General features: G+C 38.8%; 30 protein-coding genes. 2 read left to right on the top strand and 28 right to left on the bottom strand.

Annotated elements, in window-relative coordinates; all coding sequences use genetic code 11:
• Nucleotides 1-11: 11 nt before the first annotated feature.
• The 11 genes from yqeH to RDY04_RS04055 form a co-directional block, all read right to left on the bottom strand.
• A complete protein-coding gene (gene yqeH, locus RDY04_RS04105) occupies nucleotides 12-1,130 on the bottom strand; it encodes a ribosome biogenesis GTPase YqeH (protein WP_303951811.1) in 1,119 nt (372 codons plus the stop codon).
• Nucleotides 1,130-1,657: a YqeG family HAD IIIA-type phosphatase gene (locus RDY04_RS04100; protein ID WP_002884676.1), complete on the bottom strand. Its 528-nt coding sequence runs from the start codon at nucleotides 1,655-1,657 to the stop codon at nucleotides 1,130-1,132. The genes yqeH and RDY04_RS04100 overlap by 1 nt, the downstream gene beginning before the upstream one ends.
• Nucleotides 1,658-1,794: 137 nt before the next feature.
• Nucleotides 1,795-2,712, bottom strand: coding sequence for a DMT family transporter (locus RDY04_RS04095; protein ID WP_303951806.1), 918 nt, complete (start codon nucleotides 2,710-2,712; stop codon nucleotides 1,795-1,797).
• A gap of 76 nt (nucleotides 2,713-2,788) precedes the next feature.
• On the bottom strand, nucleotides 2,789-3,172 hold the full coding sequence (locus RDY04_RS04090; RefSeq protein ID WP_303951804.1) for a hypothetical protein: 384 nt from the start codon (nucleotides 3,170-3,172) through the stop codon (nucleotides 2,789-2,791).
• Nucleotides 3,173-3,262: 90 nt separating this feature from the next.
• The gene (gene celB, locus RDY04_RS04085; protein WP_303951802.1) at nucleotides 3,263-4,609 is read right to left on the bottom strand and encodes a PTS cellobiose transporter subunit IIC; all 1,347 of its coding nucleotides are present in this window, start codon (nucleotides 4,607-4,609) and stop codon (nucleotides 3,263-3,265) included.
• A 59-nt stretch (nucleotides 4,610-4,668) separates the two neighbouring features.
• The gene (locus RDY04_RS04080) at nucleotides 4,669-5,175 is read right to left on the bottom strand and encodes a hypothetical protein (RefSeq protein WP_303951800.1); all 507 of its coding nucleotides are present in this window, start codon (nucleotides 5,173-5,175) and stop codon (nucleotides 4,669-4,671) included.
• A 29-nt stretch (nucleotides 5,176-5,204) separates the two neighbouring features.
• On the bottom strand, nucleotides 5,205-5,519 hold the full coding sequence (locus RDY04_RS04075; RefSeq protein WP_004183301.1) for a PTS cellobiose transporter subunit IIA: 315 nt from the start codon (nucleotides 5,517-5,519) through the stop codon (nucleotides 5,205-5,207).
• A gap of 9 nt (nucleotides 5,520-5,528) precedes the next feature.
• Nucleotides 5,529-7,511 (bottom strand): transcription antiterminator, encoded by a 1,983-nt coding sequence (locus RDY04_RS04070; protein ID WP_303951796.1) that lies wholly within the window; start codon nucleotides 7,509-7,511, stop codon nucleotides 5,529-5,531.
• Nucleotides 7,512-7,668: 157 nt separating this feature from the next.
• Nucleotides 7,669-7,983 carry a PTS cellobiose transporter subunit IIB gene (locus tag RDY04_RS04065; RefSeq protein ID WP_303951794.1) on the bottom strand — a complete coding sequence of 105 codons (315 nt, stop codon included), beginning with the start codon at nucleotides 7,981-7,983 and terminating at the stop codon, nucleotides 7,669-7,671.
• 131 nt (nucleotides 7,984-8,114) lie between these two features.
• Complete coding sequence (locus RDY04_RS04060; RefSeq protein ID WP_303951791.1) at nucleotides 8,115-8,354, bottom strand: SemiSWEET transporter; 240 nt, start codon at nucleotides 8,352-8,354, stop codon at nucleotides 8,115-8,117.
• Nucleotides 8,355-8,408: 54 nt separating this feature from the next.
• Complete coding sequence (locus RDY04_RS04055) at nucleotides 8,409-9,845, bottom strand: 6-phospho-beta-glucosidase (RefSeq protein ID WP_303951788.1); 1,437 nt, start codon at nucleotides 9,843-9,845, stop codon at nucleotides 8,409-8,411.
• Nucleotides 9,846-10,002: 157 nt separating this feature from the next.
• On the opposite strand from RDY04_RS04055, the gene RDY04_RS04050 reads away from it, so the two are divergent.
• Entirely contained in the window at nucleotides 10,003-10,368 is a 366-nt protein-coding gene (locus RDY04_RS04050) for a hypothetical protein (protein WP_303951786.1), read from the top strand.
• 102 nt (nucleotides 10,369-10,470) lie between these two features.
• Here RDY04_RS04050 and gatB read toward each other — a convergent pair whose 3' ends face one another.
• The 12 genes from gatB to RDY04_RS03990 form a co-directional block, all read right to left on the bottom strand.
• Nucleotides 10,471-11,913, bottom strand: coding sequence for an Asp-tRNA(Asn)/Glu-tRNA(Gln) amidotransferase subunit GatB (gene gatB, locus RDY04_RS04045; RefSeq protein ID WP_303951783.1), 1,443 nt, complete (start codon nucleotides 11,911-11,913; stop codon nucleotides 10,471-10,473).
• Complete coding sequence (gene gatA, locus RDY04_RS04040) at nucleotides 11,913-13,379, bottom strand: Asp-tRNA(Asn)/Glu-tRNA(Gln) amidotransferase subunit GatA (RefSeq protein WP_303951781.1); 1,467 nt, start codon at nucleotides 13,377-13,379, stop codon at nucleotides 11,913-11,915. The genes gatB and gatA overlap by 1 nt, the downstream gene beginning before the upstream one ends.
• On the bottom strand, nucleotides 13,379-13,681 hold the full coding sequence (gene gatC, locus RDY04_RS04035; protein ID WP_002884769.1) for an Asp-tRNA(Asn)/Glu-tRNA(Gln) amidotransferase subunit GatC: 303 nt from the start codon (nucleotides 13,679-13,681) through the stop codon (nucleotides 13,379-13,381). Before gatC ends, gatA begins: the two co-directional genes overlap by 1 nt.
• Nucleotides 13,682-13,820: 139 nt before the next feature.
• Nucleotides 13,821-14,336 (bottom strand): glycosyltransferase, encoded by a 516-nt coding sequence (locus tag RDY04_RS04030; protein ID WP_303951778.1) that lies wholly within the window; start codon nucleotides 14,334-14,336, stop codon nucleotides 13,821-13,823.
• A complete protein-coding gene (locus RDY04_RS04025; protein WP_303951776.1) occupies nucleotides 14,272-14,538 on the bottom strand; it encodes a glycosyltransferase in 267 nt (88 codons plus the stop codon). Before RDY04_RS04025 ends, RDY04_RS04030 begins: the two co-directional genes overlap by 65 nt.
• 9 nt (nucleotides 14,539-14,547) lie before the next feature.
• Nucleotides 14,548-14,682, bottom strand: coding sequence for a hypothetical protein (locus tag RDY04_RS04020; protein WP_303951772.1), 135 nt, complete (start codon nucleotides 14,680-14,682; stop codon nucleotides 14,548-14,550).
• 218 nt (nucleotides 14,683-14,900) lie between these two features.
• A complete protein-coding gene (locus tag RDY04_RS04015; protein ID WP_303951769.1) occupies nucleotides 14,901-16,340 on the bottom strand; it encodes a 6-phospho-beta-glucosidase in 1,440 nt (479 codons plus the stop codon).
• Between the two features lie 145 nt (nucleotides 16,341-16,485).
• On the bottom strand, nucleotides 16,486-17,100 hold the full coding sequence (locus RDY04_RS04010; RefSeq protein WP_303951938.1) for a GyrI-like domain-containing protein: 615 nt from the start codon (nucleotides 17,098-17,100) through the stop codon (nucleotides 16,486-16,488).
• A gap of 62 nt (nucleotides 17,101-17,162) precedes the next feature.
• Nucleotides 17,163-18,062, bottom strand: coding sequence for a YafY family protein (locus RDY04_RS04005; protein ID WP_303951767.1), 900 nt, complete (start codon nucleotides 18,060-18,062; stop codon nucleotides 17,163-17,165).
• 228 nt (nucleotides 18,063-18,290) lie between these two features.
• Nucleotides 18,291-18,842, bottom strand: a complete 552-nt coding sequence (locus RDY04_RS04000) for a cysteine hydrolase family protein (RefSeq protein WP_303951765.1) — start codon at nucleotides 18,840-18,842, stop codon at nucleotides 18,291-18,293.
• A gap of 66 nt (nucleotides 18,843-18,908) precedes the next feature.
• The gene (codY, locus tag RDY04_RS03995; protein WP_003093975.1) at nucleotides 18,909-19,694 is read right to left on the bottom strand and encodes a GTP-sensing pleiotropic transcriptional regulator CodY; all 786 of its coding nucleotides are present in this window, start codon (nucleotides 19,692-19,694) and stop codon (nucleotides 18,909-18,911) included.
• A gap of 257 nt (nucleotides 19,695-19,951) precedes the next feature.
• Nucleotides 19,952-21,166 carry a pyridoxal phosphate-dependent aminotransferase gene (locus tag RDY04_RS03990; protein ID WP_003096246.1) on the bottom strand — a complete coding sequence of 405 codons (1,215 nt, stop codon included), beginning with the start codon at nucleotides 21,164-21,166 and terminating at the stop codon, nucleotides 19,952-19,954.
• A 358-nt stretch (nucleotides 21,167-21,524) separates the two neighbouring features.
• On the opposite strand from RDY04_RS03990, the gene RDY04_RS03985 reads away from it, so the two are divergent.
• Nucleotides 21,525-21,977, top strand: a complete 453-nt coding sequence (locus RDY04_RS03985; RefSeq protein ID WP_002891687.1) for a universal stress protein — start codon at nucleotides 21,525-21,527, stop codon at nucleotides 21,975-21,977.
• A gap of 78 nt (nucleotides 21,978-22,055) precedes the next feature.
• Here RDY04_RS03985 and RDY04_RS03980 read toward each other — a convergent pair whose 3' ends face one another.
• The 5 genes from RDY04_RS03980 to RDY04_RS03960 all read right to left on the bottom strand — a co-directional run bounded on the left by RDY04_RS03980 (nucleotide 22,056) and on the right by RDY04_RS03960 (nucleotide 26,014).
• On the bottom strand, nucleotides 22,056-22,808 hold the full coding sequence (locus tag RDY04_RS03980; protein WP_303951761.1) for a hypothetical protein: 753 nt from the start codon (nucleotides 22,806-22,808) through the stop codon (nucleotides 22,056-22,058).
• 69 nt (nucleotides 22,809-22,877) lie between these two features.
• Complete coding sequence (gene pflA, locus RDY04_RS03975; protein ID WP_003094298.1) at nucleotides 22,878-23,678, bottom strand: pyruvate formate-lyase-activating protein; 801 nt, start codon at nucleotides 23,676-23,678, stop codon at nucleotides 22,878-22,880.
• Nucleotides 23,679-23,865: 187 nt separating this feature from the next.
• On the bottom strand, nucleotides 23,866-24,018 hold the full coding sequence (locus tag RDY04_RS03970; protein WP_303951760.1) for an LPXTG cell wall anchor domain-containing protein: 153 nt from the start codon (nucleotides 24,016-24,018) through the stop codon (nucleotides 23,866-23,868).
• Nucleotides 24,015-24,296: a hypothetical protein gene (locus RDY04_RS03965; RefSeq protein WP_303951757.1), complete on the bottom strand. Its 282-nt coding sequence runs from the start codon at nucleotides 24,294-24,296 to the stop codon at nucleotides 24,015-24,017. The genes RDY04_RS03970 and RDY04_RS03965 overlap by 4 nt, the downstream gene beginning before the upstream one ends.
• Nucleotides 24,297-24,682: 386 nt before the next feature.
• Nucleotides 24,683-26,014 (bottom strand): hemolysin family protein, encoded by a 1,332-nt coding sequence (locus RDY04_RS03960; protein WP_303951755.1) that lies wholly within the window; start codon nucleotides 26,012-26,014, stop codon nucleotides 24,683-24,685.
• Nucleotides 26,015-26,095 lie beyond the last annotated feature (81 nt).

The following is a 26,095-nucleotide window of genomic DNA, read 5'->3' as shown; positions in this document are numbered from 1 at the left end:
CTCTATTAAGTTTAAATAATCGCTTTTCGTACGACGACGCCAACACCTTCTGGTGCCCAGGCGGCAACGATGGTTGGTTGGTCAGCTTTTCCTTGGACACGGATCCAGCCTAGTCCTGAGAAGACAATGTCTGTCTTATCTTTGATAGTAAATTCGTGGCGGACAAGTTTTGGAAAATCAGCCAGTTCCTTTGGTCCAGGAGGCATGAGAAGACTTCCAACATGCTTATCATAGAAGACATCCGCGCCTTCAAGTTTAGTACGATGAAGCTTCAAGTTATTATCAAAGAAGGCTGTAAAGCCTTGCTTATTCCCATCAATAAAGTCAAAACGTCCAAGACCGCCTAAGAATAAGGTTTGGCCTGCATTTAACTGGTAAGTTTTTGGCTTAATTTCCTTCTTAGGACTAACATACTTGAGATCCTTGGCTGACAGATAGTGTGCCATCTGGTGGCGGTGGATGATTCCTGGTGTATCAAAAATGTAAGTACCATCATCCAAAGGAATTTCAATCTTATCAAGGGTCGTTCCAGGAAAACGTGAAGTCGTGATAATATCTTTATCACCTGTAATTTCCTTGATAATCGCATTAATTAAGGTTGATTTACCAACATTCGTCACACCGACAACATAAACATCACGACCCTTACGGAGTTTTTCAATACGCTGAATCAACTCTTTAATGGCGTGGTGATTTTGGGCAGACGTCAACATGACATCCACGGGACGCATGCCTTCTTCATGGGCACGTTCTGTCAACCATTGAGTTACCTTACCATCTTTAACAGATTTAGGTAGGATATCCTTTTTATTTCCGACCAAGAGCACATCATTACCAGAAACAAAGCGTGACAAGCCTGGAATGATTGATCCATTAAAATCGAAAATATCAACAACATTGACAACGAGGGCGTCACTGTCTCCAACTTCATGAAGCAATTTTAAAAACTCGTCATCAGTGATGTGGACGTCCACAATTTCATTGTAGTGACGAAGGCGGAAACAGCGTTGGCAGTATAACTCACCTGTTTCTTCGGCCTTTTTAATAGAACTAGCGGGTGTGTAACCAACCTTTTCTTTATCTTCTGTTTGAATTTGGGCTCCACAGCCAATACAAAATAATTCTTCCATTAAATTCCTTTATTAAAGGTCATTGGACCATATGCTTTTTCAATTTTTTTCCACATGCGACGCTCACGCCAACGATTAAACTTGGTTACCCAAGCATCTGATTGCACCAAGGGCTTAACCAAAATCGAGCGAATACCAGCTCGGTGGCTAGCTCTGATGTCAGTCATGAGCTGATCTCCCACCATAACAACCTCGTCACGGTTAAAGTGGTAACGCTCAATCGCTTCATTAATACCTTTAGTAAAAGGTTTCATGGCACGACTTACGAAATCTACATGGAAATTAGCAACCGCACGTTCCACACGTTCATGTTTGTTGTTAGAGACCACAACCACTGGAATGTCAGCCTCTGTCATCTCATCTAACCAAGCACGTAGCTCAGGAGTCCCATCAGGGTTGTTCCAAGCAATCAAGGTATTATCCAAATCGACCAAGACAGCACGAATACCGTGTTCACGTAGTTGGTCAGGTTTCAAATCATAAACAGCCTCCACCATAAAATGGGGCCTGTAATCGTCTATACTCATTTTCTCTCCAAAATGTTAGTTTACCTCTTATTTTACCATATTTTTAAGGTTTATGTGTGAGACTTAAGTCCTATTTTTTAAGAACATCAATTACACGACGGTATAGAAAAAGAGCCACAATCACTTGGGCTCTATCTTTATCTTTGAATTTTCTCTTGTTTTTTAAGGGCTACTAAATCCTTAAGCGAAATGAGGATGACAGCAAGAACAATTAAAATCATACCAAGTACATCAATGGCAAAGAAGTGGTCACCCATGATTAAGACCGTTAAAATGACCGATGCCACAGGTTCTACCGATGCCAGAAGACTTCCTTTTACAGCACCAACCATGGTCGTCCCCTTAAGGAAAACTGTGTAGGCAAAGACTGTCCCGATGAAGACCAAGCCAAAGAGTGCCAGAAGATTTCCACTAGTCAAGGGTAACTCAGACTTCCAGGCTTGGATAGCAATTGGAAAGATCAAACCACCGAGTAACATTCCTAGACCGATGACAATCAGACTGCCCCACTTTTCAATAGCTTTAGCAGGCAGTAAGATATAGAGTGCATAGGTTACTGCAGAGAAGAGTCCCCAGAACAAGCCAATAGGTGTGATAGCTAACTCTGTCACCTGACCATGTGTGGCGATGATAAAGGTTCCCGCAATAGCCATGATAATAGCCACTAACTCTGAGACCGTTGGAAATCTGCGGTTCTTCGCACATACAAAAGCCAAAATAAGGACTGGCGTGACATACTGTAAGACTGTCGCAGTTCCAGCGTTGGTGTACTGAATAGCACTAAGATAGGCATACTGATTCAAGACCAGACCAAAGAGAGCAAATAAGGCGATACTTACTAAGGTTTTCTTATCTTTAATGGCTTGTACTAATTTGTCTCGCTGCCTAAAAAAGACCGAGACCGTTAGTAAAGTACCAGCCAGAATCAAACGTAAACTCGTTAAAAGATTGACATTAACCCCATGAGCCATCAGGTATTGACCAGAAACTCCTGAAAATCCCCAGGCAATTCCTGCAGTTATGACCATCAGACTACCTTTTAGTTGTTTAGACATGTGTTTTCCTCGATTATAATAATGCCTATTTATTATAACACAGGGAGTTGCCCGCCAGCCGATAACTTCAGAAAAATTAAACTGTTTTTCTTGAGGAATGCTCTAGCCACCAACCGACAATCCAGCCACGGACTAAAAGATAATTTTCAAGTGCACCAATAGCATTGACTGAGTGATGATGGCGAAGATAGCTAAGGAAATGATTAGTCCCAATCCCAAGGCCTCCAATAATCAAATCTATCAGTACAGCTCTCGGATAAAACCAATCGTATTTGAAGTTTACGGCAATCAGGATGACAAGGAATGCCACACTCCAAATACCATTCTCCCTCTGCCAGCTAACTGAAATACCGTACCCCGAATGACTTCCCATATAAGTTGGGAAGAACAGCTGGAGGATAATCGCTCCAGACATGGCGAGGATGACAAGGATAAATAGGAATCTTAAGAATTTGTTCATAGGGTTGCTCCTACTTATAATGATACTTTATTGAATACCACTAATGTAACAAAAAAGGCCTTAACAAACGTTAAGATCCTTAATCATAAATTAAGCTTCTTGTTCTTCTTTCAACAATTTCTTATCGTAGACACGAATAAATGGGAAGTAAACAAGGAAGGCGGCAACAGCACAGACAAGAGCAACTAGGACAGCACGGAGATCTGCAGTTCCTAAGAAGGCTCCGATTCCAACTGGCGTTGGCCATGGAACTTGTGCAATAACAGGATTAATCAAATGTAATGCATTAACAAAGTAGTAAATAGTAGCTGTAACCATTGGCGCCAAGATAAATGGAATTGCTAATGCTGGATTATAGATAATTGGTAAACCAAAAATCAAAGGTTCATTAATGTTGAACAATGCTGGAACAACTGAGGCACGTCCAATCGCTTTTAGTTGCTCTGACTTGGCAGCAAAAGCAATGTAGAGGCACAAACCAAGAGTTGCACCTGATCCACCAGCGATAACAAACATGTTAGAAAATTCACCAGCTACAGCATAGTGTCCACCAGCAGCATTTTCTGCCATGTTAGCAAGTGCGATAGGGTTAACGAAAGCAAAGATAATGTTAGCTCCATGAATCCCTACAATCCAGAGAAGCTGAGTTAAAAGATAAATAATCATTAATCCAATCCATGAGTTAGTTAGGTTAGCAACAAACCCAAATGGAATAGCAATAACTTTAAAGATGTCAGTTCCCAATGCAACTAGTGCACCGTTAATAAAGATAACCACAAATGCAACGACGAATCCAGGAATCAAGGCAGTAAATCCACGTGAAACTCCCTCTGGAACAGCATCAGGCATCTTAATAACCCAATTATGTTTTACACATGTACGATAAATAAGGACTGTCACAATAGCCATAATAATAGCTGTGAAAATCCCTGTAGTACCGAAACGAGTAACACCATTACCCATTGCCCAACCATCAACAACAACTGCACCTTCTTTAAGGCTACTTACAGCTTTCATCATTCCACCATCAAAAATGATTTGTGGAACTGTCATAATGAAAGCCATGAGCGAAAGTAACGCACCATTGAGAGGGTTCATATTTAACCCCTCTTCTTCTGCATAGATTTTAGTTAACTCATAAGCAAGTGAGAGAACAAAGTAAAGAGAGAGAGAACCCATAGTAGCATAGTTAGCAACCATGTATAGAGAAGTAAACTTATCAAATGAAGCTGAGAAAATATCAGCTACAATTGGCCAGAATGAGAAGGCTTGTGGCAGAATACTAAATACCAAGAACATTGACCCAACAATAGTAAAGGGTACAGCTGCCATACCTGCTGCCGTGATTGCACGTACAACTTTAAACTGAGCAAGTTTCCCCATTGGTCCCATGACATGATTTTCAAGGAAACCAAACAATCCGTTTTGTTGATCCATAATCGGACCTCCTTAATAATAATTATATATTTATTTCAATAGTTATCCTTTTGCAAGGGCTATAAGGTTACAGAACTCTTTTCTAACTGGATAAAGCGCTGATAAGCCTTATCTTTACGTTCAAATATTTCTTGAATTCTTTTAAGATTTAGCAAGCATAGGCCAAAACCTAGTAAAAGAATAACGAAAACGAAGAAACGTGCAGCTTGATTATTTTCAAAAATTGGAAAAAGAGTTGTAAACAGACTTGTCCAAGTTAGAACAAGTAGTCCCACCTGAATAACAGCTTGCGAGCGAACAAACATCTGAGTCACCTTCAAACGTTCATCACGCTTGCCATACAATCGAAACTGCTCAACAGTAGCCAAAATCGCTAATACAATTAACGTAATAGGGAGAACAATAGCAAAAGAAGGACGAATAAATTGATTCAAAAGCCAATAGATATTGCCAAAAAAGAAGAGTGCTATTGTATAACGTAGAAGAAGATAGCGATTAAAGAAAGTATTTTTTAATGCTGTCTCCCGACGTTGACGCTCGATTTCTAGTTGTTCTTTTTTTGTCATTGTCTTCCTCCTTGTTTAACTATATCTATTTAGCCAACCTTTCTATGAAGAACCAGCATTTCCTTTGCTACTTCCAATAGAGTCATTGTAGTCATTAAATGATCTTGAGCATGGACCATGATAATTTCAATCTTAATTTCTACACCACTTGCATAGTCTTGCAAAAGTTTTGTTTGTGCATGGTGTGCTTCTAAAATTTCTTCATTTGAATGTTCTAACTTAGCTTCTGCTTCGTCAAAGCGACCTTCTCGCATATCGGCAAACGCTTCATGGATTTCTGTTCTAGCAGTGCCTGAATGCAGAATGATTTCAAAGGCTGCTACCTGTAATTCTTCTTGATTCATACGAACCTCCTATGTTATTTTTTCAAATATCTTAATAAAATCTTCAAATTCCTTGCAATTGATTAATTGCTTTTGTAAGTCATCATTTTCTGTCAAGGAAACTATTTTCTTCGTCACATCCTTCAACCCATCATTACCATATAATGATGGTGATAAAAGAAAAACAAGTTGAATATGTGAACTTTGATTATCCCAAGATATAGGTTCTTGACAGATAGCAACTGATACTTTAACTTCTTTCCCCAAAGGCCTAATGGGATGTGGAACCGCAACTCTTTTGGAAAAGACAACAGAACTTAATTCCTCACGCTGTTTAATTTCGTAAAGTAAAGATTGTTCGAAATCATCTGATTCACCGACAGACAGAGCTTCAACCATTTCTTCTAATAGGTGTGATTTGTCGCACTTCGACCACACAAAGAAATGGTCTTGGCTAAAGTACTTTTTAAAATTATCATCTTTAATCCGAGCTACTTCTGAACGATTTCCAATTCTCGAAACTTGCATCTGGTCCATAGCGTGACGGATCTGAGATATTTCCTCGTTTTTAAGAAAGACACTCACTGTAAAAACTGGTATCTGAAAGTAAAGGTTCGATAAATCAACAGCCGATACAATAAAATCAATACCGTCTATTTTTTCTTGGTTCAACTCATAGTAACCTATGACATCAACCACCTCTATACGATTCCCAAGCTCAGATTCAAGACGATTTTTAAGCATTTGAGCAGCCCCAAATCCTGTCGCACAAATCGCCAATACTGAAAATTTATGATTTTCTTTTCGATGTTCGATAGCAGCCAAGAAATGAAGACATACATAAACTATTTCATCATCAGATATAGTAGCCTGTGAAAAAGCTTCCATATTTTCAAGAATCTCCTTGGTCATGAAGAATACATCACTATAATTCTGTTTAACCTCATCTACCAATGGATTACTAAGATTAATATGACTGGCTAAACGTACCTGTAAGGTCATCAAATGAGTTATAAGGCTCTCAATAAGCTGAAAATCCGAAGAAAAGTGATATATATCATCTAACCCTAAGGTTTTAAAGCTTTGGACCACCGAGTCTCTCAGTGCCTCTTTAGAAAACTCTGTTTGGGTGTTTTGGGGTAACTGACTTTTAGCTAACAGATGTAGGGTAATATAATCGATTTCTTGAACTGGAAATTCTTGATTGGTTACCTTACTAACTCTTGAAAGAATCCTCTTAGCAACCCGACGTTCGATGTCATTATCTGCCATCTGACAATCTAAGTTACTAATTTCGAAGCCTGACTTGATACGGCCTATTGCTAAAGCTATATGAACAACTAAATTTTGTAAGACAAAATCCGATAGTTTCAAGTTAGCTTCTTGACATTCTTCTAAAACAATTTTTGCCAATTCCTCCATCGGAAGATTTTGGTCAAAAAATTCTGACTTCACATAAGAATGTAATGCTTTAAAAAACTGGTTCTCCAAGAAATAACTCATAATAAAGCGACGTTTGTCTCGTTCTTCACCAGAAACATAAACACCTTTATTCGCCCTACTCTCTATAGTTAGGTCATAACCAGCTAGCATCTGGCGTATCTTTTTAAAATCATTAGACAAGGTCGAGCGACTAACATATAACTCCTCAACTAAATCATCGAAAAGAACTGAAACCTGTTCAAACAAAAGTTTATTTAAAATGAATGCTAGCCGATCATCACCTTTGGACATGGACGATTTCGTATTATAATCATCCCCTAATTCATAAATCAGACGAAAAGATTGGCAAGCTTCTTGACTTTCAAAAAATAGTCGATACCCCTGTCCTTGTTTTGAGACCAACCTAACACCTTGAAGGTTTAACGTTTGATCAATTGATTTTAAGTGATTACGTACAGTCCTATCCGAACAGGACAAGCATTCAGCAAGCTCCTTACTTGTAACATAACGTTCCCTGTGCTTTAACAAGAATTGAAGGATGCCTTTTTCTCTAGTATTTGACACTCTCATATCCTCCTAAAAATGACATTCTCACCTTCTATTATAGGATATTTTCACACCTTAAATTCTTTTTATTGAACATAAGTCATATTATGAATCATTTATAATTTAGCTAATAGATAATATTAACTAACACCTATTTTCTGCACTATTTCTTTAACGAAGATTAGATGTTTTCTACAATCAAATTAGCCATTTTTTCAATTCCCATTGGAATTGGAATATAGGCTTGAGGTGGAATTTGAACAACTGGTTTTCCGACTTTATCACCTGCTTCTTCAAACTGTTTAAAATACATTTTTGTTTGAGGACTTACAAGGTACAAATCAAACTCTGATGCTGCAATAGCTTTTCCGCCTTCAGTAGCACTAATAGCGTCAACCTCAATATCCTGACCTTTCCCCTTTAAAAACTCCGTTGTTTTCTTTGCCATGAGTGATGAAGACATTCCTGCCGCACAAATAATCAATGCTTTTGCCATAAGATTTTCTCCTTTAATCTAATCCCATCAAACTGATACCTGATTGGGTTATTTCTTATTTACACTTTAATTATAAAGCGAAGCGCTTACATTTTCCATTGCTGATTTTTCCTCAACGATACGGAAAATAATTATTTGTACCTCAATTTATAAATCAAAATAATACCAGATAGCAAGAACGAAACACTATTAGCCAAAATCAAAGGTAAGTCACCAATATGAAGACCATGAGCAAGCCACAAAGCAATGCCAATAACCTGCATAACATACATCCCTAAGGCAATCGATTCAGTATCTTTTGTTTTTACCACACGCACAACTTGAGGCAAAAAAGCAAATGTTGTGAAAATTGCTGCAATGCTACCAATCATATTTATTCTCCTATGTTTACTAATAGAAGCTGGGAATTCCCCAGCTTCTTAGTTTTATTCTACCGTTGCACCATTAGATGCAATAACTTCTTTATACCAATTAAATGATTTTTTCGGTGAGCGTTCATAACTTCCCTGTCCATTGTCATCTTTATCTACATAGATAAATCCGTAACGTTTCCTCATCTCACCGGTACCAGCTGAAACCAGGTCTATACAGCCCCAAGGAGTATATCCCATTAAATCAACACCATCTTCAACTACAGCTTTTTTCATTTCACGAATATGAGCTCCTAGGTAATCAATTCGATAATCATCATGAACCATGCCATCTGCTTCAACTTGGTCTATAGCACCAAAACCATTTTCAACAATAAATAGTGGCAAATGATAATGATCCGTAAACCAGTTTAATGCATAACGTAATCCCTCTGGGTCAATTTGCCACTCCCACTCAGATGCCTGAACATAATTATTTTTAACCAAATCTTCTGTTTCAAGATAATCGAAATAAGGATTATTCTCACGATGAGAATCGATAGCAAAAGACATATAGTAACTAAATCCAATATAGTCTACTGTTCCTCCAAGTAAATCCTCTTTATCTTGATCTGTAAAATCAACTGAGATTCCTTTACGTTCCCAATACTTGAGAATGTGTTCAGGATATTTACCCAAAACATGTACATCAGTAAAGTAATAACGTTTTTGCATAGCCTTCATAGACATTAAAATATCTTTAGGATTACAAGTTGCAGGATAAATAGGACACATCGCAATCATACAACCAATTTGAAAATCTGGATTGATTTCATGGCCAATTTTTACTGCTCGAGCAGAGGCTACTAACTCATAGTGTGCTGCTTGATACATAATAGCTTCTCGGTCGTCACCTTCCTCATATACAATACCTGAGTTCGTAAATGGTGCAAAATCTTCCTGATAATTGGCCTGATTGTTGATTTCATTAAAGGTCATCCAGTATTTAACTTTATCTTTATAACGTTTGAATACGACTTCTGCAAAGCGAACAAAGAAATCAATCAATTTTCGATTTTTCCATCCACCATATTCTGTAACCAAATGATAAGGCATCTCAAAATGGGATAAAGTAATTACAGGTTCAATTCCATGCTTCAGGCACTCATCAAAGAGATCATCATAAAATTGCAACCCTTCTTCATTAGGCTCTAACTCATCACCTTTTGGAAAAATACGTGTCCAAGCAATTGATGTTCGGAAGCACTTAAATCCCATTTCAGCAAAAAGTGCAATATCTCCTTTATAACGATGGTAAAAATCTATAGCCTCATGGTTTGGATAATATTTACCTTCCAAAACACCCGGTGTAATTTCACGGGCAACTCCATGGCGACCAGCTGTCATGACATCAGCAACACTGATACCCTTACCACCTTCTTGCCATCCACCTTCAAGTTGATGAGCAGCTACAGCACCACCCCATAAAAATCCATCTTTAAAAGTAGTCATCATTTTTCCTCCTGACTTTGATACTTCTATTATAAACTCCATAAATAGCAATGAACACGCATTCTTTTTCCATAATACTACGGAAAGTAATAAGTTATCTTTTGCTTGAAAACGCTTTAGCTAAAGAGTATACTATGTCTGATAAGGAGGTAATATTATGAATTTCATACAGTTTTTAATTACTTTTGCTGGACTTGTTGTTGGAGTTAGTGCTGTTGCTATGCTCTTCTGGTACTTTAGTAAGGCTTTAAAGAAAAACGTCATTGTACGTAATAGTAATACCTTTACCATTGTTCATCTTAAAGAGCTAGATCAATACCCTGACTTACTTAAGAATACTGATTTTAAGAAAATGGGAGACTGGACTGTCCATGATAACGGACATGAATTCCGAGGAACTGCTAATGTCTCTAAAGAAAAACTTCGTCAATGGATTATTGATAAATATCATTTAAAAGCTCATCAAGTTATTGTCACTGTTCCTGAAGAAATGAAGGTTGCTTCAGCTCTTCCTCATTTCTAAAGTCACTTAGTCTTTTTCAAAAGCTCCTAACGAGTATAATTCGTAGGAGTTTTTGTATACCCTAAAAATAAAAAACCAACCTTTCGGCTGGTTTTTTATCTATTACTCTTCTTTCAACTTCGCCAATTCTTGAGCAAGTAATTTAAGAGCTACTTGTGGGTTGGCTTGGCCTTTGGTTGCTTTCATGAGGAAGCCTGTGAAGGCCTTGTCAGCGTTACGTTTACCTGACTTGAAGTCGGCTACGGCTGCGTCATTGTCTGCAAAGACTTGGTGGATGATTGGGATCAAGACTTCAGGATCTGAAATCTGTACCAAACCAGCTTTTTCGACGTATTCACGCGCACCGCCACCATTTTTCGCCAAATGAACGAAGACTTTCTTGGCAATCTTAGATGAAATTGTTCCATCTTCGATGATGGCAATCATTTCGACCAAGTTTTCCGGTGTCAATTGGATTTCTTCCAGTGTCTTGCCTTCTGCATTTAAGAATTGTGCGACTTCACCTTGGAGCCAGTTAGACACTTGTTTGGCATCGCCACCAAGGGCTACGGCTGCTTCAAAAAAGTCAGAAGTAACTTTCGTAGCTGTCAATTGATTGGCATCATAGTCAGACAAGCCAAGCTCTGTCACGTAGCGAGCACGACGGTCTTTGGGAAACTCTGGCAACTCAGTACGCATTTCCTCAATCCACTCATCTGAGATTTCAAACAATGGAAGGTCTGGTTCTGGGAAGTAACGGTAATCCGCTGCCCCTTCTTTGACACGCATAAGGATAGTGCTCTTATTAGCTTCATCATAACGGCGTGTTTCTTGACGAATGACACCACCTGAACGCAAGATTTTCGCTTGGCGTTGCACTTCGTATTCAAGACCTTTACGGACGTTTGAGAAAGAGTTCAAGTTTTTCAACTCAGTCTTGGTACCGAATTCCTCTTGACCGTATGGGCGAAGGGAAATGTTGGCATCCACACGCATAGATCCTTCTTCCATCTTGACGTCTGAAATACCAGTGTATTGGATGACTTCTTTCAAAGCTGTCAAATAAGCGTAGGCTTCTTCTGGAGAACGCATATCTGCTTCAGATACGATTTCGATCAATGGAACCCCTTGACGGTTGAGGTCTACATAAGAGAAACCGTCTGTTCCGTGGGTGTTTTTACCGGCATCCTCTTCCAAGTGGGCACGTTCAATCCCGATTTTCTTAGTTGAGCCGTCTTCCAATTGTACTTCAATCCAACCGTTGTAACCGATTGGCTCGTCAAATTGCGAAATTTGGTAAGCCTTTGGATTATCAGGGTAGAAATAGTTCTTACGGTCAAAGTGCATGTGCTGATGGATATCCATATTCAACGCCAAAGCAGCCTTGATACCAGCGTCCACAACACCCTTGTTCAAGACAGGAAGCACCCCTGGGAAAGACCAGTCAATCACATTAGTATTGGCATTTTGCTCGTTCCCAAAGTGAGCAGAGGTTGGTGAGAAAATTTTTGAGTTTGTATTCAATTCAACGTGGACTTCAAGTCCGATGACTGTTTCAAAGTTCATTAATTGTCACCTCCGAAAATAAGGGGTTGTTGCTTGTGGTAATCCGTCGTTGCTTCAAAGGCAGCTGCAGCTTGGTAGATGGTTTCTTCAGAATACTTCGGACCAATCAACTGCAAACCAACTGGAAGACCTTGAGCAAAACCTGCAGGAATCGAAATCCCTGGAAGACCTGCCAAGTTGACTGGAATAGTCAAGAGGTCAGCCAAGTACATGGCAACCGGATCATGGTTGAGCGAATCCAAATCAAAGGCCACGCTTGGAGCTGTTGGACCAAGGATGAGGTCGTAATCTGCAAAGACTTTTTCGAAGTCTTGGATAATGAGGGTACGGACTTGACCAGCTTTCTTGTAGTAAGCATCGTAGTAACCAGATGACAAGCTAAAGGTACCAAGCATGATACGGCGTTTGACCTCATCACCAAAGCCTTGGCTACGAGTGTTCACGTAGATATCATCCAAGTTTTTAGCATCTTCTGCACGGAAACCATAGCGAATCCCGTCGAAACGTTGCAAGTTTGAAGAAGCTTCAGATGAAGCGATGATGTAGTAAACGGCAACCCCGTATTTAGAGTGTGGCAAGCTGACTTCTTCGACAGTTGCTCCCAATTTTTCAAAATGTTTAGCCGCATTAAGGATAGTTTCTTTGACTTCTGGGTCAATTCCTTCACCGAGGTATTCCTTCGGAAGGGCAATCTTCATGCCTTTAATGTCTTGACCAATCTTAGAAGTAAAGTCTGCTACACGAACAGGTGCAGATGTTGAATCCTTGGCATCTTCGCTGGCAATGACATTGAGCAATTGGGCATTTTCCTTAACCGTTGGTGAGAAAGTACCAATTTGGTCAAGTGAGCTACCAAAGGCAATGAGGCCAAAACGTGAAACCGTTCCGTAAGTTGGTTTGAGACCAACAATCCCGTTAAAAGCAGCCGGTTGACGGATGGAACCACCTGTATCTGAACCAAGCGACAAACGGACTTGCCCTGAAGCTACAGCAGCTGCTGAACCACTAGAAGATCCACCAGGCACCTTGCTGTGGTCCCAAGCGTTTTTAGTCGCGCCATAATAAGATGTTTCACCAGATCCACCCATGGCAAATTCATCCATGTTGGTCTTCCCGATGACAATCATATCTTTAGCTTTTGCATTGGCAACAGCTGTCGCATCAAAGATTGGCTTGTAGTTGTAGAGCATTTTTGAAGCCGCAGTTGTCAAAATGCCATCTGTTGAGATATTGTCTTTGACAGCGAGTGGAATACCTGACAAGAGGTTGTCTGCATCGATTCCTTTTTCATCAATGGCCTTAGCTTGCGCAAGGGCAGCTTCTTCGGCCACCGTTACAAAGGCATTGACTGCTTCTTCACGCGCCTTGATATCATCAAGCGTCGCTTGTGTCAATTCCGTTGCTGAAATTTCCTTAGAGACAAGGAGGTCGTGCAACTCTTCAATGGTTTTATTGTTGAATGACATTAGGCATCTCCTCCATCTTCTAGGATAGCTGGTACCTTGATGTAATAGTTATCTTTTTCAGGTACATTTTTAAACAAGCGGTCACGGTCAGTCCCTTTTTCAGCAACATCCGGACGCAATACGGTCTTGCGGTCAGCCATGGTCGTTGTTGGGGCAACACCTGTTGTGTCCACTTCTTCCAACAATTCTACCATGTCGACAATTTTAGACAAGGTTGTCGCAAACTCAGCTGTCTCTTCTGGAGAGAATTTCAATTTTGAAAGATTGGCAACGTGGGTTACCTCTTCTTGCGTAATTTTCATCTTGCTTCCTTTCGTGAAATGATGATTTTTCAATACTTTCTATTTTACCATAATTAGGCATATTTTGCTTAGAGGATAAAAAAACTGTAGTAACTTTTTTGTCACTACAGTTTACAGAGATAGAGCTTTTTCAAAACACTTATCGTATGGCTATCAAGAGCTTTCTCCAAGCCTCTAGGATTTCTGGCTTCAAATACTGTTTTGCCAGGTCGTATGAGACTTGATGCATAGACTCAAGTTCACTCTCTAAGGCAAATACAATTTTGTCCGCCATCTGAGAAACAAGTAGGTTCTCATCCATAGTTTCTCTATAAGGAACCAGAAAGCCGTTTTTACCATCTTTAATGAAAGTTGGATTGCCATAACGGGCATCAAAACCAACCAGGGCTAGACCTTCTCCCACCGCCTCCATCAGAGTCAAACCAAAGATCTCCCACTGAGTGGCGGTAACATAAAGTTCATACTGTGGGTAGACGTCACGCAAATCCGCATGTCCTCTAAGTTGAATGTAATCATTCGCCCCAAGAGTATCAATCAGATCTTGTAGATTCTCTTGTTCCCCACCTTTACCATAGATGTCAAAGCGAAGATTAGGCTCTTTTTGATGGGCAAGTGCAACGGCTCTTATAGCCAAATCCGCCCAGATCCACTTCAAAAAGTGGTGACAAATCCTTCGTAAAAATCATATCACAATCCAAATAGAGAACACGATCTTCTTGAACAAACTCAGGAATCGCATAACGGAAAAAAGTCGCATAATGAATATGCGCACTTGGAAGCGAAAAATGTTTAAAGCTTTCGGCAGACACACGACAATTAAGAATTTCAGAATCAGTAGACTTTAAACGACGATTCATCAGCGTAAACTATTCTGTTGGTAAATTCTCATTTAGCACATAAATTTTCCACTGCCCTTTATGTGCACACAAAGATTTAAGAGCTACCTCTAACTTTTCCATATAGGATAGCTCAGCTACAAATACAACTGATTTTTTACCCATGTTTTCTTTCTCTCAAACTCTAATAAAAATATCATTTTTTAGAAAATATTACAATTTCTATCCTTTACAAAAAAAGCCAACCCTAAGGCTGACTTTAAATGGAGATCAATTTTTTCTTAGTGCTCGTTACATGCGTAAAACAGGATTCAGACTAGCACATGGCTTAGAACACTCAACACCTCTCAACTCATAGATGTCATTGGTCGAGAACTCACACCCTATTCTACAGAGGCACCGTTACTTGCGATAACTTCTTTGTACCAGTTAAATGATTTCTTCTTAGAGCGTTTAAGACTACCATTACCATCGTTATCTCGATCCACATAGATGAAGCCATAACGTTTCTTCATTTCACCAGTTCCAGCAGAAACAAGGTCAATACAGCCCCAGGTTGTGTAGCCCCAAAGCTCTACACCATCTTCATTAATAGCATCACGCATGGCCTTGATGTGAGCTGCCAAGTAGTCGATACGGTAATCATCTTCAACATAACCATTTTCATCTGGTGTATCCACAGCACCGAGACCATTTTCAACAATAAACATCGGTTTTTGATAACGATCCCAAATAACGTTAAGGGTAATACGAAGACCTAGTGGATCAATTTGCCAACCCCACTCTGAAGCTTCCAAATAGGGATTTTTAATAGAGGCAAAGATATTTCCAGCGGTCTTTTCATTAACTTCTGGATCGCCTGAAGCCACACGACTTGCATAGTAAGAGAAAGAAATAAAATCAACAGTATGCTCTTTAAGAAGGGTCAAATCTTCTTCCGTCATCTCAAGCCCAATACCATCACGTTCCCATTGCTTCTTAGCATAATTTGGATACTCTCCACGAGCTTGAACATCAATAAAGAAATAACTACTACGATCTTCTTGCATGGCTGCCCAGTAGTCGCGTGGGTGGGCTGTATTTGGATAATACTGACCTGCTGCCAACATACAACCGACCTTATTTTCAGGATCAATCTCATGGGCCAACTTAGTCGCCATGGCTGAAGCTACCAACTCATGGTGGGCCGCCTGGTATTTAACCTGCTCCTCATTTTCACCCTTTTCAAAGCAGAGTCCCGCTCCCATAAATGGTGCATGGAGAATCATATTAATTTCATTGAAAGTAAGCCAGTACTTCACCAAACCTTTAAAGCGTGTGAAAAGGGTACGGCAAAGATTTTCATAGAAACCAAGCATCTTACGATTACGCCATCCTCCATACTCGGTAATCAAGTGCATGGGACAATCAAAGTGTGTGATCGTCACCAAAGGTTCAATGCCATGCTTGTGACATTCCTTGAAGAGGTCCTCGTAAAAGGCAAGCCCAGCTTCATTTGGCTCAGACTCATCCCCCTTAGGAAAGATACGTGACCAAGCAATAGAAAGACGATAGGTCTTAAATCCCATTTCACCAAAGAGAGCAATATCTTCCTTGTAACGGTGGTACATATCGATACTTTCCTTAGCTGGATAAAAATAACCATCCTCAAAATCAAACATCTTACGACGTCCTGTGATAATTGAAAGACGATCCTCACCAATTGGCACCACGTCAACATTGGCTAAACCACGCCCATCCGCATCATAGGCACCCTCACATTGGTTGGCCGCTGTCGCCCCACCCCACAAAAATCCGTCAGGAAAAGTCATTTTTTTAGTCATTGTTCTACCTCTTATATATTTCGATTTAATATAGTAATAGTATACAATAGCCTGTAATCGTTTTCTTATAGTAAACTACGGAAAACTGATACTATCCTATGATTTTAGATAAAAACGAGAGTAGGACTATCGTGATAATACTCTTCTATTTTACTAAATATCTTAAGATTGTTTTTTGTTTATCTTCCGATGTTCTATTTTTATTGCTTAGATATATTTCTCTATGGAAATCACCTATTCTTGTTAAAGCAAGCTTCCTAGTAAAATCATCCATCTGTTCAAATGTTCTAGGCTCATTATCATAACTGCCAATATGTAACATCTGAACAGCTTTTCCCCCTTCTATCTCCCTAAAACTTATTTCTTCATACAAGACATTAGGTTTTTTCTTTTTCACACTCTCCATTGCATTTGTAAACATCTCTTGTGTAATAAAATCTGGCTGCTTAATCATTAATGTGTATTCTAGTTTACTTTTATCAAGTACTGTTTGATTTACTTTTTTCCAAAGGCCCTCTAATGGATATACTGTAAAATCTGTGGTATCAACACTTCTATTACTTTTCATTGCATTTTTGTACATCATCTTAATAGAGTAGGCCAGTGAGTACAGTGCAGTTATCCTGTTTGAAAAATCCGCTTCATTCGGATTACCATCCCCATCTATCGAAATAAATTTTTGTTTTGGTACTTCTACAAGAATAGGCATTCGTTTTACACTGTATAGACTTTTTTCTTCTTTTCTCCATTCGTATTTCATCATATAATCCTCCCTTTCTTTTGGTCAATTACATTATACTGCGCAATACTTGACACCATTTGTCATGTTTTATATTTTTCTGTCATTTTTGTTATCATTTCTTTAATTTGAGCCCTAACTTCTTCAGGCTCTAAAACTTCTACACTATCTCCGAAAGAAAGAAGGTAATAGTATAGATTGTAATCATCTACTATTTCTAATTCAGTATATAGATTTCCGTCATCATCTTCCATAATCTCACTGCTTAATTCATCATATACTCGAAAAGCAACTTTGCGGTCGAATTTGACTTTTATACGCCTGACATTATCATGTGGCATTTCTTTTTTCAGTATTACATTTTCAAAGCTATCATCAAACTTTTCATCATGAACTTCTATATGCTTCATTCTAGACAACTTAAAATATCTAAAATCATTTCTAAGTAAACAAAAGGCATATAGGTACCAGTCCTGACTCTTGAAAAGTAATCTCACAGGTTTGACACTTCTGTTTGTCTCTTTTTCATTACTACTAAAATATGCGAATGAGATAATCTTTTTACTTAAGATTGCTGATTTTATATCATTGAATGTTCTTTCATACATCTTATTGTTTTGCCAATTATTAAAATCAACTTCGATCCAACTAGTGTTTTTTATTTTAAAAAGTGCTGATAGTTTTGTTAATAGTTCATTCTCATGCTGTATTGTTGCATGTTCCAATCCTTGAAGAGCTGACAAAATCTGTTGTTTCTCATTCTCAGAAAGTAGCGATTTACTAAGAACAAAGTCCTCAGCAATTTCTATTCCACCACCTCTTCCTCGCAAAGCATAGATGGGAATACCAGAGCTACTCATAGAATCAATATCTCGGTAGATAGTTCTTACTGACACCTCAAATTTATCTGCAAGTTCGCTTGCTGTAACTTTACCTTTTTCTAAAATATAATACAGTAATCTAAATAGCCTATTATCTTTCATAGTATTAACATCTCCTATATTTATTATACTGCAATAACATGACACAAATTGTCATATTATAAAATGTTTTTCCTATTTTCTCTCCTAACTACTGTTTTATTCAATAAACTATATTTCTTTCACTAAGTTTAGCCCCATCAAAAAAAACACCATATAAAATGGTGCTTCAGAATGAAGACGAGGTGTCACAATGGGACTTTACCGTCAAAAAAGAGTCGCAACCAACTCTTACTCTACAATTGTTGCTCCAAGCACATTCTTAAAATGCCCGATAGCAAAGTCATGAGCTTCAGGTGTCAAGGAAGCTGTTGCACTCGCTACAACCTCAATATCATAGCCCAAATTATAAGCATCAATAGCCGTATGTAGCACACAAATATCTGTTAAAACTCCCGTCAAAACGACTGTTGTCACACGACGTTCACGTAGACGAATATCCAAGTCAGTTCCTGAAAAGGCTGAATAGTGACGCTTATCCATCCAAAATACACGATTATCATCCTTGATGGCATCATATACACCAGCTAACTTACCATAAAGTCCTCGTCCAGCTGTCCCTGCAATATTGTGAGGTGGAAAGAGTTTAGTCTCAGGATGGAAAGTATCCCCCTCATCATGTCGATCCATGGCAACAAAGATATAATCCCCATTATCATAGGCCTCTTGAGTTACCTGAGCAATACGATCTTCAATAGCTTGAGCAGGCTTACCAGCCGTCAACTTTCCATCATCTGCTACAAAATCATAAGAGTAATCAATTGAAATCAATGCTTTTGTCATATTACTTTCTCCTTTTAAAAAAAGTGGGGCAGGTCCCTCCTACCTCACTTTCTTTCAGTATTCTTCTTATTCGTATTCTTTCAATTTGTCGTAGATACCTTCGTTAAGGACTTTAAGATAAGTCCCTTTCATACCGAGTGAACGGCTCTCAATAATACCAGCTGATTCCAACTTACGAAGAGCATTAACAATAACTGAACGCGTAATTCCAATACGGTCCGCAATAACAGAGGCTGTCAAACGACCTTCTAAACCGTCCAACTCATTCAAAATAGCTGAAACTGCCTTGATTTCTGAATAAGACAAGGTGTTAATAGCCATATTAATAGCTGTTTGTTTACGAATTGTTTCTTCCAAGTTTTCTGTTTGAAGATTCAACAATTGCAAACCAACTACTGTAGATGCAATCTCAACCAAGATAAGGTCGTCGTCCACAAAATCATGGTCGTTACGCCAAATAATGAAAGAACCAAGACGCATACCACCACCATAGATTGGTGCAATTGTGGTTAAACCGTCTGGGAAATCATCTTTTGATTCCACTGGGAAAATGGTCAAGTCACTGTCAATACCGATATTTTCTTGAGTATCATAAACACGGCTGATACCACGTGTGTATTCCTCTGGAAGCTGTTTCGCTTCAAAAAACTCTTCCACGCGGTCAGTGTTGGTTTTGTATTTCATAGCAAAACCAAGGAGAGCACCACCACCATTTACGATAGCAGCATTACAATCAATAATATCTGCCAACTGAGCAGCCATGTTGTTGTATGGAAGATCTCCTTCCAAGCTATCTACTGAGCGTTGCAAGATAGAAGTAATTTTACGTGTTTTAGCCAGCAAATTTGCCATTTTTATTATCTTCACTTTCTATTTATAATCTTAATAATCTCAGGTCCTGTACCAAGCATATCCGTTAAGACCCGCTAGCCCTATCATTATAGCACACCTGACCTAAAAATTGCAAACAATTGTCTGAAAATTATTTATTATTCTACTATTCATTATATTATGTCTTTTTAGGGGAAACGTTCGGATTTTAGGTAAAAGCGACTCTTTTTTAAGCAAGATAAAAACTGGACAAGCCTTTTTGTCCAGTTTTCACGAATTTAGCGCTTGTAATATGACAAAACACGTTCGATTTTATTTCCAAGATCAGCCAATTCTTCCACACGAGGAAGGTAGACAATACGGAAGTGGTCCGGTTCATTCCAGTTAAAGCCTTTACCTGGAACCAAGAGGACCTTTTCCTTCTTCAAGAGACGAAGACAGAACTCTTCATCATCGTCAATATCATACATGTTGCGGTCAATCTTAGGGAAAATGTAAAGACCTGCATCTGGCTTAACAGCTGTAAGTCCTGGAATATCGTTTACTGTGTTTGTAATAAACTCACGTTGTTCATAAATACGACCACCAGGAATCAGAAGCTCATCAACAGATTGGTAACCCCCAAGTGAGGTCTGAATTACGTGTTGAGAGAGCACATTAGAACAAAGGCGCATATTGGACAACATATTAAGCCCTTCAATATAGCCCCGAACATTCTTCTTAGGCCCAGAAAGAACCATCCAACCCACACGGAAACCACAAATACGGTGAGATTTAGAAAGACCATTCATAGATACACAGAAAACGTCTGGTGCAAGACTTGCAATAGCAATGTGTTTCTTACCATCCATAACCAAGCGGTCATAAATCTCATCCGCAAAGATAATCAAGTCATTTTGGCGTGCAATATCGACAATCTGTTCAAGAACATCTTTAGGGTAAAGAGCACCTGTCGGGTTATTCGGATTGATGATAACAATAGCCTTAGTATTTGATGTAATCTTTGATTTGATATCATCAATGTCTGGATACCAGTTAGATTTTTCATCACAGACATAGTGCACAGCGTTACCGCCAGCTAGACTGACACAGGCAGTCCAAAGAGGATAGTCTGGCATTGGGACCAAAACCTCATCTCCATCATCAAGCAAGGCCTGCATAGACATGGAAATCATTTCTGAAACACCATTACCAATATAAATATCATCAATATCTACATTTGGGAATCCCTTTAGCTGGCAATACTGCATAATCGCCTTACGAGCTGAGAAAATCCCCTTACTATCCGAATACCCTTCACTGTTTCGAACATTCATAATTAAATCACGAATGACTTCATCTGGTGCTGTAAAACCAAATTCCGCAGGATTTCCTGTATTAAGACGGAGAATTTTTTCACCGTTGGCAATCATACGGTTGGCCTCATCCAAAACTGGACCACGAATATCATAGGCAACGTGTTCCAACTTTGATGATTTATCAAATGTTTTCATAAGTTAATCCTTTCAAAAGATACTAAAGCAGACACATCTAGTAGAAAATAAAAAAATTCAACACCTGATGGAGATTTCTACTCTTATTGACACCAATTTTAGGCTTGGCCAATTGGTATCATTTCTGAAGACTTGTCTTCCTCTTTTTTAATTATCATGTTTCTTACGAAGCTAATAACAGATTGTATTATACCTCTTTTTCAAGCAATCTTCAATTTTTAGATAATACTGAAATCTTCACATTACCAAGAGCATCCTAAAGTAAGCAGTCAAAAAAAGATTTCAGAAAATCTATAACAACGCTTTCATTTTTTAGATTAAAGGAGTATAATAAAGCTAAAGATAGGAGGTAGAGCTTATGTCTCAACAATATGAACGTATTATGGTAGCTATCGACGGTTCTTACGAATCAGAACTGGCCTTTATTAAAGGTGTGCACGTTGCAAAACGTAATAATGCTCAGTTACTATTGGTACACGTTATCGATACACGCGCCCTTCAAAGCGTTGCGACTTTCGACTCTTACATCTATGAAAAACTAGAAGACGAGGCTAAAGCTGTATTGGCTGACTTTGAACGTCAAGCCAGAGAAGCTGGTTTAACCAAGATTCGCAAAGTTATTGAGTTCGGTAATCCTAAGAGCCTCTTGGCTGTTGATATCCCTGATAAGGAAAATGTTGACCTGATTATGGTTGGTGCCACTGGTCTCAATACTTTTGAGCGTTTGCTTATCGGTTCATCTTCTGAGTACATTCTCCGTCACGCAAAAGTTGACTTGCTCATTGTTCGTGACTCTGAAAAAACACTTTAGTCACCTCTCACAAGCACCTCTGGTGCTTTTCTCATATGAAAAAGAACCGAGATTTTAACTCTCAGTTCTTTTTTTGTTCTATTTTTCAGACTTTGCTGCTTCAGACATCACTGCTGACTCTGAAGTTGACTGACTTTCTTCGACCAAGTCTTCACTAGCAGATTGACTTGAGACACCTGCTTGCTCCAAAGCAAGGCTAGTTGAAAGACTCTCACGCTCCGCTTCCTGACTAAGGCTAGCTTCAACAATCATGAGTTCCTTTTGACGTTCTGTTTCACGAAGATATTCACGTTCTTCTAGTTCTTCCTGACGACGTCTTTCCTGCTCACGTCTTTGAGCTTTTTGACGCTCACGCTTAGCATGACGTTTTTGCGTCTCATCAACCAAGACCTTAGTATTGTCTTTAATATTCATCCACTTAATAAGACGAACCAAGAGTCTCCATAGGAAAACAATAATTGACTCTGCAAAGAGAAGAATCTCAACCAGAATAACTCCTAACAAGCTCCAAGCCATGAAGAGTGTAATCAATAACTGCGTGAAAATCTTCTTCAAGTCACCCAAATGATTATTGTGAATATTAAGGGTTTCAAGGAAAAGATCTAAAATCCCTTGTAAGAGGTGTGATTTAACAGATTTGTCTCCCTCTAGGCTCAAGTCCGTTTGAACTTCTGCCGGAGTAACAACTGTCAAGTCCCCATCCTGATAGACATCTATACGGTCTCCTAATTTTATATCAAAATCAAAAAGCGTGCGATCTATTTTCTTAAGTCGCCCGTCAGGATGACTGAGATAAACAAAGTCATCATCAAATTTTAAAATACGAAACATAATTTACCCGCTCTTTATTGCTCCCTAAATAATAGCAAAGTTAAAAAGCCCTTGTCAAGAGCTTCTTTTTCAATCCAAGGTTTTGACACCGATACGATTTTTATACTCTTGATACGTTTCAGTGTGCATGAGAGCTTTGGCATTTTTAACTCGATCTGCAGTTGGTGGTTTAACTCCTTCCAAAGGATATGGAATACCGAGCTCACGCCATTTAAACTCACCCATTGTATGATAGGGAAGAATTTCAAATTTATCGACATTTTTCAAGGTCTTTACAAACTCACCAAGCTTAACCAAGTGTTCGTCAAAGTCTGTCAAACCAGGTACCAAGACATGGCGAATCCAGACTGGAACTTGTTTATCAGACAGATATTGAGCAAATTCCAAAATATTCTTATTAGGTTGACGAGTCACAAACTTGTGTTGTTCGGGGTCAATCTCTTTGATGTCAAGTAGGACCAAGTCTGTCACAGCCAAAAGTTTGTCAACAACTTCATGATACTCAGGAGTATTGCGGTAAACAAACCCACAAGTATCAAGCGTACAATGAATTCCTAGCTTCTTAGCCTCTGTAAAGAGGGCAGTGACAAAATCAATCTGAAGCATGGCCTCACCACCTGATACAGTGATACCACCATGCTCACCCCAGAAATGACGGAAACGAAGAGCCTCATCTAAGACATCTTCAACTGTACGTTCAACAGCCTTATTTGACTCCATAGCCCAAGTATCTGGGTTATGACAATATTGGCAACGCATCTTACAGCCTTGCATGAAAACAATAAAACGGATACCAGGACCATCTACAGATCCAAAACTTTCGGTTGAATGAACAAGTCCAGTCACCTGACTGTAATCAATTTCTGCCATGGCAGCCTCCTTGAAAACGCTTTTTACATGATTTTATTATACCTCTTTTATCGGAAACATGCTCTATATCTGCCTGAATTCAAGCAAAGGTTATACTATAATACATCTGAAATTACAATATAACTATACTATACCAGAAGAAAAAGTAAAAAGCTGGAAGAATCCAGTTTTTTTATTATCTATACGATTAGGCACGTTTCTTAAATCCCAATAGAACTGCAATAGTAAGGAAGAATGTTCCTACAAATGTCAAGATTGCAGTTGATGCTTCACCAGTCTTGGGAAAAATGACTTCTTTACCTTTGGCATCTTTACCAATCAATGTACCATCAGCATTCACTTTGAATCCTGTACTTCAGGAACAACAAGTTGACTGTTTCGTGTAGAAATGATTGTTTGACCAGCTGCTGTGATAACTGGTGCTGCTGGTGTCACAGTAACAACAGGTTGACCATTAACGTTGACTGAAGGAACTTCAGGTGATTGAGGGGCCTCACTTGTATTTGTATCTGTATCAGTTTTTGGCTGCGTAAGAACAGTATCATTTGTCGCAATGCCGTCATCTGCAAAAGAAGTTACTGGTAGAAAAGCTACTAGAATAAGGGTGAGTAAAAGCAAGCTACTATGTATAGAATATAGAGATTTTTTAGAAGCTATTAAGATTTTCCTTTTTCATTTATCAGTTAATTTATATTCTGTCATAAAAAGAAATAGAGAAGCGTTTTAATCAAAATCTTATTTATTTTTATGCTTAATCTACCATCATTTCAAAACCTGTTTAAATTACTTCAAAAAACAAGGTCGTAGGCCAATAATAACTAGATGTTTTATTGAAATATAATAGTATAGCGATTTTCATCCATTTTCTAATCTAATTATATCTATTAAAAACACTTATCAAAAAAGATAATAAAAAGCGCTTCCTATTCAAAGGAAAGAAGGCGCTCAATTATCATTATCTTACTTTTTAGCTCTAGTCTTTTCTAATCTAAAGCTGGTGAATTCTATTCTCCTGCTTCTTCTGGAGCTGCTGTGATGATTACCTTAAGTTTAGTTACGCGACCATCCTTAACCTTATCGTTAATAAATTCAAGATGTTTGTCCTTGTTGATAACTTCATAATGTTCCTTGACTTCTTGAGTGGGAATTGCTCCTACACCAGTCAAATAATAGCCTGCGATAGTATCAACATCATCACTTTCAAGCTCTGTATCAAAGTGTTCATTGAAGTCATTAAGAGTCATAGCCCCCTCAACAATATAGGTATTCTCTCCTATTTCACGAACTTCCACACTGGCTTTATCTGTTTCGTCATCAATTTCACCGACGATTTCTTCCAAAAGATCCTCGAAGGTCACAAGACCAGCCACACCACCATATTCATCAAGCAAGATGGCCATTTGATTATTGGTATTACGAAAGGCTGCCAAGAGGTCATTAACGAAGATTGTTTCTGGAACAAAGAGGGGCTCATTCATGATACGGCGAAGCTTAACATTCTCAAAACCGAGCTCATAACCTGCTTGAAGGAGGTTTTTGGTATGGATTACACCGATAATCTTATCCTTGTCATCTTCGTAAACAGGAATACGAGAGAAACTTTCCTTGAGAATAGCTTGGATATTTTCTTGAGTATTGTCTTCAATATCAATCATGAAGGCGTCTGTACGAGGGACCATAACCTCACGCGCCATCAATTCATCAAGAGAGAATACCCCTTGGAGCATTTCAATTTCTTCAGCCTCAAGTGTATCCTCACTCTTGGTCAACATGTACTCAATCTCATCACGTGTCATCTGCTCATCTGCATCATCAAAGGTCATAGGTGTCAAACGAGACAAAAGATTGGTTGACGCCGAAAGAATCCAAACAAAGGGACTAACAATCTTACCAGTAACAATAATGACAGGCGCTGAGTAGATGGCTAGATTCTCTTTAAGATTCATGGCAATACGCTTAGGATAAAGCTCACCAAAAACGATAGAAATGTAAGTCAAGATCACCAAAGATACCACGCTACCTGCTGTTTTAGCCCAGGCTACGTGGCCAAACCAGGTTGCTATGACTGCTCCTAGCGAAGCAGAGAGACTGGCCCCTTGCAAAAGACTGATAAAAGTAATACCAACCTGAATAGTCGATAAGAAGTTATTGGGATTTTCAAGAACCTTGAGCAGGCGAATAAATTTCTTATCGCCTTCTTCAGCCTTTTGTTCCACACGTGAACGGTTTAGTGATACTAAAGCCATCTCAGACGCTGAGAAAAAGGCCGTAAGCAAGGTTAAAATTAGTAATAAAATAAATTGAAATAATAAGGACTGACCACTAGAGTCTTCCATTTTATCTTCTCCTCTAAAAAAATTCTGACTTCCATTATATCACAATTTTCCAATATAGGTTCCTATTTTATGCTATAATTA

Origin of the sequence: uncultured Streptococcus sp. (assembly GCF_902463925.1) — a bacterium.
Classification (GTDB): domain Bacteria; phylum Bacillota; class Bacilli; order Lactobacillales; family Streptococcaceae; genus Streptococcus.
The sequence above is the reverse complement of the archived record's forward strand: the minus strand, read 5'-3'. Positions and strand labels throughout refer to the sequence as shown.